The sequence below is a fragment of the Pseudomonas sp. IPO3778 genome, from assembly GCF_013386825.1.
Taxonomy (GTDB): domain Bacteria; phylum Pseudomonadota; class Gammaproteobacteria; order Pseudomonadales; family Pseudomonadaceae; genus Aquipseudomonas.
In genome coordinates this window covers 516-13268 of sequence record NZ_JACARC010000055.1, presented here as the reverse complement: position 1 = coordinate 13268, position 12753 = coordinate 516, and the positions used below count along the sequence as shown (strand labels likewise).

Below are 12753 nucleotides of genomic sequence, written 5' to 3'. Positions count from 1 at the left end.
TTGAGTCCTCTTGCAATGGCGAATGCCATCAAGCCAGGTTTCGATGCAGCGAGATTCGCAACCCCGGGGCACTGAATACAAGGGTTTGGCGCCACAATAATGGCAAAAAGCTACATCCTCGTCGTTTTCAGAATGGTAGAGGTCGATCCTGCTGGGCCCATCGCCCTGAACAACGCGAGGGCACGTTGATCAGCAGCATAGGCCACGTTGATGCGCAGCCAGTCGCTGTGTTCGCCCGTCGGGCTGAACAACGCCCCCGGCGACAGCAACACCCCGAGCCGGCGGGCCCGCGCCTGCAGTGTCGAACGGTCGCCCACTCCGGGCCGTGCCCACACAAACATGCCCCCCGCCGGGGCCGCGAATACCTCCCACTCCTCGTCTTCCAGCACCTGCAGGGTCATGGCCATTTCCGTACTCAGCCGCCGGCGCAGGCGTTGCACCCACTTGCGGTAGGTGCCATTGGCCAGCAATGTCGCCACCACCGCCTCGGCAAACCGCGAGGTGCCGATGCCGGTCAACGTCTTGACCTTGACCAGTTGCGCGATGATCGCCCCGCTGGCCGTGAGATACCCCACGCGCAGGGCGCTGCTGAGGGTCTTGGAAAAACTCGAGATGTAAATCACCCGGTCTTCGTGGGGCAACGCCGAGAGACGGGTGCAGGTGGCATGTTGCAGGTCACCATAGACGTCCTCCTCGACGATGAAGAAGTCCTGGGAATGGGCCAGCTGCAACAAACGCTCGGCCACCGCCAGGGACAGGCTGGTACCGGTAGGGTTGTGATACAGGCTGTTGATGAACAGGCACTTGGGCCGGTGCCCGAGAAGCAGCGCCTCCAGTGCCGGCAGGTCCGGACCGCCCCGTGTGCGCGGCACTTCCAGCAGCTTGATGCCGTGAAACGCCAGCAGCCGGTAGAGGTTGCCGTACCCCGGGCTTTCCACCACCACGGTATCGCCGGCCTTGAGCAGCGTGCGGATCAGCAGGTCCTGAGCGTGGCTCGCGCCCTGGGTGATGAGGATATGGTCGACACGGGTGGCCACGTGAATGTGGGCCAGGCGCTTGAGCAACTGCTCGCGCAGGGCCGGCAGGCCCAGCGGGGTGCTGTAATTGAAGACGGCGGCAGTATCGGTGCGGGTGACTTCGCGAATCGCATAGCTGATGTCATCGCTCTCGCGCCAGGTGTCCGGCAGCCAGCCGCAACCCAGCTTCAGTTCCCCCAGTTGATTATCGGTGAAGGCGCCCCACCCGGACTCGGCGCCCTCATACCAAGGGTTTTCGCTACCCAGGCCACGCTCGACGGGTGGCTGGGCCACAAAAAACACCGCGCCTTGCCTTGACGCCAATACGCCCTGGGCGACCATCCGCTCGAACGCCTCGATGACGCTGGACTGGCTGAGCAGGTTCTCGTGGGCCAGTTGCCGAACCGAGGGCAACCGCGTGCCCGGGCTGGCTCCGCTCTCGCGAATCCAGGCGGCCAACGCGCTGACGATTTGCTGCACTACCGGTACAAGGGCTTGTCGATCGATCCCTAAATCCATGAGCCACTCACTTAAACTGTTGTCATTTAACCCAAACCAGTTAAGCACAGAAGCCCGATCACAGCCGTGGCGAAAAAATATTAAATCATTGATTTAATTGAATTATTTACCTACTGATACACATTCAGCCAAGGCATCTGGCCACCTGCGGAAAAGCCCCACAGCGCCTCCAACGCTTTTCCGAATGGCATCAGCATCAGTTCCTAAATAGCCGTCGCACCACCGTCCACCGCCAACGCCTGGCCCGTGGTAAAAGCGGCGCCGTCACTGCACAGGTAAAGCACGGCGCTGGCGATTTCCTCGACCTTGCCGATACGCCCGACCGGATGCATGGCGGCGGCAAATTCGGCTTTGCGCGGGTCGGCTTCATAGGCGCGGCGGAACATGTCCGTGTCGATCACGGCCGGGCAGACCGCGTTGACGCGGATTTTCTTTTTCGCGTACTCGATCGCCGCCGACTTGGTCAGGCCGATCACCGCATGTTTGGACGCCGCATAAATGCTCATCTTCGGCGCCGCCCCCAACCCGGCCACCGACGCGGTATTGACGATCGCCCCGCCGCCCTGGGCCAGCAGCAGAGGCAGTTGATACTTCATGCACAACCACACGCCCTTGACGTTGACGCCCATGATTGCGTCAAACTCATCCAGGCTGCCGTCGGCCAGCTTGCCCTTTTCGATCTCGATCCCGGCGTTGTTGAACGCGTAGTCCAGTCGGCCATAGGTGGCCACGGTCTGCTGCATCAGTTGCTGCACGTCCGCTTCGAGGGTGACATTGCAGCGCACAAACACCGCTTCACCACCGCCCTGATGAATCAGCGCCACGGTGCCCTCACCGCCCGCCACGTCCAGGTCGGCGACGACGACTTTCAAGCCTTCAGCAGCGAATGCCAGTGCGGTGGCGCGGCCAATACCGGCAGCCGCGCCGGTTACCAGGGCGACCTGGCCGGAAAATGTCATGCTCATGGGAATGTCCTTCGATGGGGTGCTGGATGACCCCAGTCTAGCCAGAGCCACCACGGGCACGTCAGCACTATCAAACGCCCGGTTGGCGAACCATGAGCCGCAGTGATAACTCCACCGGCCTCATTATCATCACAGTGGATCGACAGCCATTCGCAGCGGCTGCGCACCTTGCCGGTGCGGCGCGAAGGGTCTATCACTCAAGGTCCACTTCTCAAGAGTCCCTGCCATGACTGCCCAGACCAACCGCCAATTCCTGCTCGCCAAACGCCCGGTCGGTGCGGCCACGCGGGACACTTTCACCTACCAGGAAGTCCCGGTGGGCACGCCCCAGGACGGGCAGGTGCTGGTGCACAACGAATACCTGTCCCTGGACCCGGCCATGCGTGGCTGGATGAACGAGGGCAAATCCTACATTCCGCCGGTGGGTATCGGCGAAGTCATGCGCGCCTTGGGCGTAGGCAAGGTCATTGCCTCGAACAACCCGAAATTTGCCGTGGGGGATTACGTCAACGGTGCCCTGGGTGTGCAGGATTACTTCCTCGGCGAGCCGCGAGGTTTCTACAAGATCGATCCGAAACTCGCCCCGTTGCCACGCTATTTGTCGGCATTGGGGATGACCGGCATGACCGCCTACTTCGCCCTGCTGGACACCGGCGCGCCCAAGGCTGGCGACACGGTGGTGATTTCCGGCGCGGCCGGTGCGGTAGGCAGCATTGCCGGGCAGATTGCCAAGATCAAAGGCTGCCGCGTGGTGGGCATTGCCGGCGGCGCCGACAAATGCAAGTTCCTGGTGGATGAGCTGGGGTTTGATGCGGCCATCGACTACAAGAACGAAGACGTGCACGCTGGCCTCAAGCGCGAATGCCCAAAGGGTGTGGACGTGTATTTCGACAACGTCGGCGGTGACATTCTCGACGCGGTGCTCAGCCGCCTCGCGTTGAAGGCACGGGTGGTGATCTGCGGCGCCATCAGCCAGTACAACAATAAGGAAGCCGTCAAAGGGCCGGCCAACTACCTGTCACTGCTGGTCAATCGTGCGCGCATGGAAGGGTTTGTGGTGATGGACCACGCGGCAAACTTTGCGGCGGCCGGGCAGGAGATGGGCGGCTGGATGGCTCAGGGCAAGCTCAAGAGCAAGGAAGATATTGTGGAGGGGCTGGAGACGTTCCCGGAAACGTTGATGAAACTGTTCAACGGCGAGAATTTTGGGAAGTTGGTGTTGAAGGTGTAGGAGCGAGCTTGCTCGCGAAAAACCTGAGAGCACCGCTGGGTGTCAGGCTTCCCGCGTCGTCGTTGACGACTTTCGCGAGCAAGCTCGCTCCTACAGTAGGTCAGGCGATCTCGGCAACCACTGCCGCCAGCGCCTTGGCCGGGTCGGCTGCCTGGCTGATCGGGCGACCGATCACCAGGTAATCGGAACCGGCGTCCAGGGCCTGGCGCGGCGTCAGGATGCGACGCTGGTCGTCCTGGGCGCTGCCCGCCGGACGAATCCCCGGGGTCACCAGTTGCAACGACGGGTGGGCGGTCTTCAGCGCCTGGGCTTCCAGCGCCGAGCACACCAGGCCATCCATGCCGGCCTTTTGCGCCAGAGCGGCGAGGCGCAGCACTTGTTCCTGAGGCTCGATGTCCAGGCCGATGCCGGCCAGGTCTTCACGTTCCATGCTGGTCAGCACGGTCACGCCAATCAGCAGCGGCTTGGGGCCGGTGCGCTGATCGAGCACTTCACGGCACGCAGCCATCATGCGCAAACCGCCGGAACAGTGCACATTGACCATCCACACGCCCATTTCGGCGGCAGCCTTGACCGCCATCGCGGTGGTGTTGGGGATGTCGTGGAATTTCAGGTCGAGGAACACCTCGAAGCCTTTGTCACGCAAGGTGCCGACAATTTCTGCGGCGCAACTGGTGAACAGTTCCTTGCCGACCTTGACCCGGCAAAGCTTGGGGTCCAACTGGTCAGCCAGCTTCAGTGCGGCGTCACGAGTGGGGTAATCCAGGGCGACGATGATAGGAGTCTGGCAGACGGACATTGGAATGGGCTCTCAGGCAAGTCGAAATCGGCGCGGATTGTAGCGCAAGCGGCGCGTTTGCGGGATCCGATGATCGGTAATTCGTGATTTAGCCGCGAGATTGCGGGCTCCCGGGCAATTGTGTCAAAGCTGATACATTCACGACATGCCTGCAATACCCCCGAAGATTAGCCTCGCACACGTGAACCACCGAACAGAACTTCCAGCCCCGGGGCTGGGCGCCTATGCTGAACGCAACAACCTCGCCGCCGATCTTCGGCCCGGCGGCCAACCAGGTAGATGATCGCACCATGCAAACCCTGACTCCTGCGCTGAATGACGATCAAAAAGGCTCACTTCTGGGCGAAGACAAGCGCTGGAATACCCGCGCGCTGATCGTCGACGACGACGTGCCGATCCGCGAACTGCTGATCGATTACCTGGCACGCTTCAACATTCTCGCCAGCGGCGTGACCGATGGCGCCGCCATGCGCCAGGCCATGCAAGCCGAAACCTTCGACGTGGTGGTGCTCGACCTGATGCTGCCGGGTGAAGACGGTTTGTCGCTGTGCCGCTGGCTGCGGGCTGAATCCGACATCCCGATCCTGATGCTCACCGCCCGCTGCGAACCTACCGACCGCATTATCGGCCTGGAACTGGGGGCCGACGATTACATGTCCAAACCCTTCGAGCCCCGCGAACTGGTGGCGCGCATCCAGACCATCCTGCGCCGGGTCCGCGACGACCGTACCGAGCAACGCGCGAATATCCGCTTCGACAACTGGCGCCTCAACAGCGTGCTGCGCCAACTGGTGGCCGACGATGGCCTGGTGGTGCCGCTGTCCAACGCCGAATTCCGGTTGCTGTGGGTGTTTATCGAACGCCCGCGCCGGGTGTTGAGCCGCGAACAACTGCTGGACGCGGCACGCGGTCGCTCCATTGAGGCCTTTGATCGCAGCATCGACCTGCTGGTCTCGCGCCTGCGCCAAAAGCTCGGCGATGACCCCAAGGCACCGCAACTGATCAAGACTGTGCGCGGTGAAGGCTACCTGTTCGACGCACGAGATATCGGCTGATGCGCAACGCCTTCAACACCCTGTTCGGGCGGCTGTTCGGTGTGTTGCTGGTGGCGATTGTGCTGGCCCACGTGCTGGCATTTTTCTGGTTCCACCACTATGGCCCGCCGCCGCCACCGCCCCACGAGACCTTTATCGAACAACCGGACGGCACCCTGACGCCCATGCCCAAGGAGCATCGCCGTCCCTGGTTCGGTGGGCCCGTGGTACCGCTGACGTTCCAGTTCTTCTCGCTGATCATCGCGGCCTGGTACGGCGCCAAGCTGCTCAGCCGGCCGATCCAGCGCCTGAGTGCGGCCGCCGAGCGCCTGAGCCTGGACCTCGATAGCCCGCCGCTGAACGAGTCCGGCCCACGGGAAGCACGGCAGGCGGCGTCGACCTTTAACCTGATGCAAAAGCGCATCCGCGAACAGGTCACCCAGCGCGCCCGCATGCTCGGTGCCGTGTCCCACGACCTGCGCACGCCGCTGTCACGGCTCAAGCTGCGCCTGGAACAGATCGAAGACACCAAGCTCCAGGGCCAGATGCGCCAGGACCTGGACGATATGATCGGCATGCTCGACGCCACCCTGAGCTACCTGCACGAGCAGCGCACCAGCGAAACCCGGCATTGGCTGGACGTGCAGGCGCTGGTGGAGTCCCTGAGTGAAAACGCCCAGGACCGAGGCTCCGACGTGCAATGCAGTGGTGAATGCGCGCCGTTGCAGGTGCAGCCGATGGCCCTGCGTTCGTGCCTGAACAACCTGATCGACAACGCCTTGCGGTATGCCGGCACGGCGCGCATCGAACTGGCGGACACCCCGCAGGCGCTGGTGGTCAAAGTCATCGACCACGGGCCGGGGATTGCGGCGGATAAACGTGAGGCGGTGTTCGAGCCGTTTTATCGGCTGGAAGGCTCGCGTAACCGCAATTCCGGCGGCGTAGGCCTGGGGATGACCATTTCCAAAGAAGCGGTAGAGCGCCTCGGTGGACGCCTGAGCCTGGAAGAAACGCCCGGCGGTGGCCTGACGGCGGTGATGTGGTTGCCGAGGGCTTAAGCCCTACAGCAACCCTTCGCCAATCAGCCGGTTTTATCTTCCCGACGCACCTGAGCCTGGCTGGCACTCCAGTCGGTCAGCAAGCTATACGCCACCGCCAATAATGTCGGGCCGATAAACAGGCCGATGAAGCCGAACGCGATCAACCCGCCAAACACCCCCAGCAGCACGATCACCAGCGGCAGGTTACCGCCACGGCTGATCAGGTAAGGCTTGAGCACGTTGTCCACGCCACTGATGATGAACGTGCCCCAGACGCCGAGGAATACGGCGTAGGTGTAGTCGCCCTTCCACGCCAGCCACGCGGTGGCCGGGATCCAGATCAGCGGAGGCCCCATGGGAATCAGGCTGAGCAGGAACGTCACGATCCCCAGCACCAATGCCCCCGGAACGCCCGCAATCAGGAAGCCGATCAGTGCCAGCAGGGCCTGGGCGGCAGCGGTACCGATCACGCCATTCACTACACGTTGCACGGTGCCCGCCACCAGTTCGATGTAGTAACCGGCACGTTCGCCGATCAGGCGCTCCAGCAAGCGGTGCACAAACATCGCCAGTCGTGGCCCGTCGCGGTAGAAAAAGAACACGAACACCAGGCTCAGGGTCAGCTCCAGAATCCCGCCGCCGATCTGTGCACTGCGGGCCAGCAACCAGTTGCCGACTTGCCCCAGGTAAGGCTTGAGGGTAACCATCAGGGCGGCGCCCTGCTGGTCGATGCTGTCCCACATCGCCACCAATCGCTCGCCGACGAAAGGAATGGAGCCGAGCCACGTGGGCGCCTCGGGCAAGCCATCCACCTGAATATCCTTGATCAGGCTCACGGCATCGCGCACATGGTCGGCCAGGTTGAACCCCAGCCATACCAGCGGCAATGCCACCAGGAGCATCCAGACCAATGTCAGGATTCCGGCAGCCAGGGACTCACGCCCGCCCAGCCAACGGGTGAGCAAGCGCATCACCGGCCAACTGGCAAACGCCAGTACTGCCCCCCAGAACAGCGCCGACCAGAACGGCGCCATCACCCAGAAGCTGGCACCAAACAGCACCAGCAGCAGGATCTGCACCAGCAGGCGATCGTTATTGAGCATGTGGTTTCTCGAAAAGAAGTCTGTAAGAGGAAGAGCTTAGGCGAACGGCGCGGGTCCGTTCGCCCTGGAACGGTCAGCGTATCAGATGCACGTGCAAGCCTTTAGCCTCGGCGGTGCCGGTTTCCAGGCGAGCCGCGCGTACGCCCTGATCGATCAGGCCCTGACGCCAGGCCTCGGCGGTAGGCCCGGTCAAACTGACCCGCAAGGTGGCATCCAGGTTTAACCCACGGGAAATCAGGGTGAGCCAGGTGGCGTCAGGTTCGGCGCCCAGTTTCGGAAAATCCAGCTCGCCGGTGCTTTTCAGCTCCCGCAGCAGGGTGGCGGAGGTCGGCAGCAAGTCGCCCAGCGGTGCGCTGGCGTCCAGTTGTTCCACATGCAGATACGCCCGGCGATTGCCCCGGGTGATGCCATACAGCGCCACCAGGGAATTGTCCTGGGGGGCTGCGAGGCGCAGCAACAGGTATTCCTGCTGGCCGTCAGCGCCTACCAGCTTGGAATTGCCAAACACTTCGTTGGCCCACAGGCTGCTTTCACCACAATCACGGGCCTGGCACCAGAACAGCAATTGCGCACCCTGGGCCTGCAAGGCTTCGCGGGTGGCGGTAAAGGCGGCGCTGGAGGTGTGTTCGGCCGGCAGCTCGTAGGTGATGGCCGTGGTTTGGCCGCGCGCAGTGGCCTGACCTTCATAGCGCAGCTGGCCACTGATCTTGCGGATCGAGCCCAGCGGGTAGATGCGTTCTTTTTCTTCGGCGGGGCGGTAGTCGACGATCTGCGCGTCGGCCTGACGGGCCACGGCGGGCAAGTCCTGGCTACCCGGTACGTCGGCGGCGAACACCAGTGGGCTGAAACAGCACAGCCCCAGGATACGGATAAATCCCTTCGGCATACTCATCGGATCAGCGCGCCCTGGCCATTGGGATGCGCTGCGGTGTTGAGATCGTTCATGGTTGACTCCCTTTCGATCCGCCCAGCCTCGGCAGTTGACCCCGCCAAGTCAAGGCGCGGAGAAGAACCGATTGAAACAGTCTGCAACAAGGACAGCCCCAGCCTCGTCATTCAGGTGCAAATGATGGCCACCGGGCAAGGTGGTCACCTGGAACGGAAGCCCGGAAAGCAATTCGGAATGTTTCGCCAACATGCCGCCTTCGGCGACTACCAGTTGTGTGGGACAGCCGACTCGGCGCACGAAGGCCATCGCCTGTTCTTCTGTCAGGCGCATGGGGGAAGCCAGGGTCAGACGGCTGTCGCTGCGCCAGGTGTAACCGCCCGGCACCGGCATCAAACCTCGCTGGGCCAGCAGTTCGGCGGCTTCTCGGCTGACCGCCACCACGCCTTTCATCCGCGCTTCCACCGCCCGATCGAGGGTGCTGTACACCGGTTTGCGCTTGTCCTGAAGGGCCAATTGCGCCTGCAACGCCATGCCCAGGCGTTCAGCAGCGTTATCGGCGGTGCCGGTCGGCGGGATCACGCCATCGATCAATCCCAGGTGCGTGACTCGCTCCGGCAAGGCGCCTGCCAACACCAGGGAAACGATGGCGCCGAGTGAGTGGCCAAGTAATGCAAAACGTTTCCAACCCAACTGTTCGGCCACTTGCAGCACATCGTGGACGTAGTCCCATAGCGAATAACCGGCGCCGACGGGTCGATGGGCCGAGTGACCGTGGCCGGCCATGTCCAGCGCGACGATGCGCAGGCCATCAAGCTTCGGCGCCAGGCGCGCGAAGCTGTTGGCGTTGTCCAGCCAGCCATGCAGGGCGATCACCGGCAAGCCGTCTTCGGGGCCGAACAGATGTGCCGCCAACTCGATGTGCGGCAGGGCCAGGCGGACTTCTTCAACGGGCGCGGTCATGCGCAGTTGCGCTCGCGTTGGCGGGCTTCCCAGCGGGTGAACAGGTTTTTGATCAAGGTGGCGGTGTCCTGAGGGCGCTCAAGGGGAAACATGTGGCCGCCGGGCATCGTCAGCATTTCGCCCATGGGCATGCGCCCCACACCGCTGGCATGGTGACGCATCACCACCCGGCTTTGACGGCCGCGCACCACCGCCAGCGGCACTTTCAATTGCCGGGCCTGGCCAGGGCTGGTGTGGGGGACGCCCCGGTAAATGCTGATTTCGGTGGCCGGATCAAAGCGCAGGCGCAGGCGGTCGCCCACCGGCTCCAGGCCATGTTGCAGGTAGGCATCGAAACATTCGGGATCAAAAGCACGAAACAGGGTTTTGCCGGCAAAGTACTGGCGCGCGGCCGCCAGGTCAGCGAACTCCTCACGACGGCCCAGGGTGCGGCCCGCCGGGGTCAGCCGGTCGATGAAGCCAAAGCGCTTGGCCGCGCGAATCACCCAGCGATCGGCCAGGGTGAGTACCGGGGAATCGAGCATCACCACCCCACGATACAATTCTGGGCAACGCATGGCCGCGTGCAGGTGCAGCACGCCACCCAATGAATGGCCCACCCCCCACACCGGCTCCGGCTGTTGCTCCAGGTGGTGGATCAGTTCGTCCACCAGGTTCTGCCAGTTGTCATCCACCGGAAACCGCGGGTCGTGGCCGTGTTGCGGCAAATGCGCGACGGCGTACTCCGGGGCCAGGGCGGCAAACAATTTGCCGTAGGTCGCCGAAGGAAAGCCATTGGCGTGAGCAAAAAACACGTGCTGCGACATACCTGATCCATCACCGTAAACAGAGCGTTGATTCTCCCCAGACCGGGCAGTCACGGCAATGACTGTAACTGCCAGGAATGATGACACTCACGCCACGCCTATCGAGCCGGCGGGTTCTCGCCCAGCGGTACCACGGCCATGGTCAGGCGCGATACACAGCTGGCCTTGCCTTCATCGCTGGTCAGGCGGATATCCCAGACATGGGTGGTACGCCCGATATGAATCGGCGTGGCCACCGCCGTCACCCGCCCGCTGCGCAGGCCGCGCAGGTGGTTGGCATTGATCTCCAGGCCCACGCAGTAGAACTTGCTGGCGTCGATGCACAGGTAACTGGCCATCGAGCCGACGGTTTCCGCCAGCACCACCGACGCGCCGCCGTGCAGCAGGCCGTAGGGTTGATGGGTGCGGTGGTCGATCACCATGCTGGCGGTCAGGGACTCGTCGTCAAAGCGCTCAAAGCGAATATCCAGCACTTCACCGATGGTGTTTTTCTGGATCGCATTAAGTTGTTCGAGGTTGGGTTGGGTGCGCCACAGGCTCATTGATCGGTCCTTATTGGTTTTAGGTCAGTGTTCAATCCTGCCACAGCACGGCTTCGGAGCGTTCACTCCAGGCCAGAAACTGCGCGCCGTAGGTTGATTCAATCACGTTGCGCTTGATCTTCAAGGTCGGAGTGAGGAATCCGTTTTCCACTGCCCAACTGTCTTTCACCACCACCAGTTGGCGCAAGCGTTCATGTTTATCCAGCACCTGGTTGACCTCTTCCAGCAAGCGTTCGAGGCTCCCCTGCAATGCCTGACGACCAAGGCCAGCGGCATCTTGCAAGCCCACCTCGGATAACACGCACAGGCCCATCGGCGCGCTCAAGCCATCGCCTACCACGCACACCTGCTCGATACGTGCGTGTTCGGCCAGGCGGTTTTCAATCGGGGCCGGGGCCACGTATTTGCCTTTGCTGGTCTTGAAGATTTCCTTGAGCCGCCCGGTCAGCCGCAGACGGCCATCGGCGCCCTGCTCGCCCTTGTCGCCGGTGCGCAGGAAGCCGTCGGCGGTGAGGGTCTCGGCGGTTTTTGCGGGGTCCTTGAAATAGCCGAGCATGGTTGCGCCGCTGCGTACCTGGACTTCGCCGTCATCACCGATGCGCACTTCAACGTCCGGGCAGGGCGGGCCGATCCAGCCGAGTTTCTGTTGGCCGGGACGGCATACGTGGGAATAGCCGCAACTTTCGGTCATGCCGTAGACCTCCAGCACATCCAAGCCCAGCCTTCGGTACCAGAGCAACAGCGCTTCAGGCACCGGGGCCGCGCCGGAGATCGCCACACGCACGGCGTCCAGGCCCAGCCCGGCGAGCACCTTGTGGCCGACCCGTTTGCCGATGAAGGGCAGGCGCAGCAGGGTGTCGAGGCGGCTGGCGGGGATTTTGCTGTAGACGCCCATCTGGAATTTGGTCCAGATGCGCGGTACGCCGAACAACGCCGTGGGCCGTGCCCGCTTGAGGTCTGTAAGAAACGTATCAAGGCTCTCGGCGAAAAATACGGTTTGCCCGGTGTAGATCGAGGCCATTTCCACAAACATGCGCTCGGCCACGTGGCACAGCGGCAGGTAGGACAGCAGGCGATCGCCCTCCCCCAGGCCGAAGAGTTCGGTACCCCGTATGGCGGCAAAGGCCAGGGCGCCGAAGCTGTGCATCACGCCCTTGGGCAGGCCGGTGGTGCCGGAAGTGTAGATGATGGTGGCCAGGTCGGACGCGGCCGGTGCGGGGTTGTCCTGAATGGGGGAGCAGGTTTGCAGGTCGGCCCAGGTGAAGTCGAATTCGCCGTCGGGGCACAGGGGCAGGCTGATGGTCGGCAGGTCGGCCTTCACCCCCGCAGACATGGCGGGCCAGTCGTCCAGCTTGCCGATAAACGCCAGGGCGGCTTCGGAGTGCTCCAGTACGTGGGCGACGGAGTCGGCGGTGAGGTTGGGGTAGAGCGGCACGGAGACGTGGCCGGCCATCCAGATGGCGAGGTCGGCGATGATCCAGTGGGCGCAGTTTTTTGAGATCAGGGCGATGTGGGAGCCCTGGGGCAGGTCGCGGGCTCGCAGCCAATGGGCGGCGCAGCGGGCCTGATGGCCGACTTCGGCCCAGGTGAGGGTTTCAACCTCGCCGCCTTTGATGGGCTGTACCAGGAATCGTTGCCGGGGGTGGCGGGTTTCGCGGTCGAAGAAGACTTGCAGGGGCAAACGAATAGCGACAGACATGGACGCGCTCCTTTGTGTTCCTATGGTAGCCAACCAAGCACTTGCTTGGGTGGACTATTTCATGGGTACGCGGGGGGGTGCAAGTTCTGAAGTTTTGGGGGGATATCCGTTATTTAGGTAACGGCCACCTAGGGTTCCGCCCTTACGGCG

General features: G+C 62.8%; 12 protein-coding genes and 1 pseudogene. 3 read left to right on the top strand and 10 right to left on the bottom strand.

The features are described from left to right. Positions 1 to 110: 110 nt before the first annotated feature. Positions 111 to 1535, bottom strand: coding sequence for a PLP-dependent aminotransferase family protein (locus HX855_RS26865; protein ID WP_177089030.1), 1425 nt, complete (start codon positions 1533 to 1535; stop codon positions 111 to 113). Positions 1536 to 1738: 203 nt separating this feature from the next. Further along, positions 1739 to 2500, bottom strand: coding sequence for an SDR family oxidoreductase (locus HX855_RS26860; protein ID WP_177089029.1), 762 nt, complete (start codon positions 2498 to 2500; stop codon positions 1739 to 1741). A gap of 226 nt (positions 2501 to 2726) precedes the next feature. Here HX855_RS26860 and HX855_RS26855 point away from each other — a divergent pair, with 226 nt between their 5' ends. Next, the gene (locus tag HX855_RS26855; protein WP_177089028.1) at positions 2727 to 3731 is read left to right on the top strand and encodes an NADP-dependent oxidoreductase; all 1005 of its coding nucleotides are present in this window, start codon (positions 2727 to 2729) and stop codon (positions 3729 to 3731) included. Here HX855_RS26855 and HX855_RS33700 read toward each other — a convergent pair. Together HX855_RS33700 and pyrF are read right to left on the bottom strand one after the other, a co-directional pair. Next, a pseudogene (locus HX855_RS33700) lies at positions 3727 to 3813 on the bottom strand (outer membrane lipoprotein carrier protein LolA); the annotation flags it as partial. The gene HX855_RS26855 and the pseudogene HX855_RS33700 overlap by 5 nt on opposite strands. Before the next feature lie 18 nt (positions 3814 to 3831). Continuing rightward, entirely contained in the window at positions 3832 to 4530 is a 699-nt protein-coding gene (pyrF, locus tag HX855_RS26850) for an orotidine-5'-phosphate decarboxylase (RefSeq protein ID WP_076015252.1), read from the bottom strand. A gap of 290 nt (positions 4531 to 4820) precedes the next feature. Here pyrF and HX855_RS26845 point away from each other — a divergent pair, with 290 nt between their 5' ends. Both HX855_RS26845 and HX855_RS26840 read left to right on the top strand, forming a co-directional pair. Next, complete coding sequence (locus tag HX855_RS26845) at positions 4821 to 5585, top strand: response regulator (RefSeq protein WP_177089049.1); 765 nt, start codon at positions 4821 to 4823, stop codon at positions 5583 to 5585. Beyond that, positions 5585 to 6622, top strand: a complete 1038-nt coding sequence (locus tag HX855_RS26840) for a cell wall metabolism sensor histidine kinase WalK (protein WP_177089027.1) — start codon at positions 5585 to 5587, stop codon at positions 6620 to 6622. The genes HX855_RS26845 and HX855_RS26840 overlap by 1 nt, the downstream gene beginning before the upstream one ends. A 23-nt stretch (positions 6623 to 6645) precedes the next feature. Here HX855_RS26840 and HX855_RS26835 read toward each other — a convergent pair whose 3' ends face one another. From HX855_RS26835 to HX855_RS26810, 6 genes are all read right to left on the bottom strand, one after another. Then, positions 6646 to 7707: an AI-2E family transporter gene (locus HX855_RS26835; RefSeq protein ID WP_177089026.1), complete on the bottom strand. Its 1062-nt coding sequence runs from the start codon at positions 7705 to 7707 to the stop codon at positions 6646 to 6648. 73 nt (positions 7708 to 7780) lie between these two features. Continuing rightward, positions 7781 to 8599: a DUF4892 domain-containing protein gene (locus HX855_RS26830; RefSeq protein WP_177089025.1), complete on the bottom strand. Its 819-nt coding sequence runs from the start codon at positions 8597 to 8599 to the stop codon at positions 7781 to 7783. A gap of 102 nt (positions 8600 to 8701) precedes the next feature. Further along, positions 8702 to 9556 carry an alpha/beta hydrolase gene (locus HX855_RS26825; protein WP_177089024.1) on the bottom strand — a complete coding sequence of 285 codons (855 nt, stop codon included), beginning with the start codon at positions 9554 to 9556 and terminating at the stop codon, positions 8702 to 8704. Beyond that, positions 9553 to 10362 carry an alpha/beta fold hydrolase gene (locus HX855_RS26820; protein WP_177089023.1) on the bottom strand — a complete coding sequence of 270 codons (810 nt, stop codon included), beginning with the start codon at positions 10360 to 10362 and terminating at the stop codon, positions 9553 to 9555. Before HX855_RS26820 ends, HX855_RS26825 begins: the two co-directional genes overlap by 4 nt. A gap of 98 nt (positions 10363 to 10460) precedes the next feature. Then, positions 10461 to 10904: a hotdog fold thioesterase gene (locus tag HX855_RS26815; RefSeq protein ID WP_177089022.1), complete on the bottom strand. Its 444-nt coding sequence runs from the start codon at positions 10902 to 10904 to the stop codon at positions 10461 to 10463. Positions 10905 to 10935: 31 nt separating this feature from the next. Further along, on the bottom strand, positions 10936 to 12603 hold the full coding sequence (locus HX855_RS26810) for an AMP-binding protein (RefSeq protein ID WP_177089021.1): 1668 nt from the start codon (positions 12601 to 12603) through the stop codon (positions 10936 to 10938). Positions 12604 to 12753: the final 150 nt, after the last annotated feature.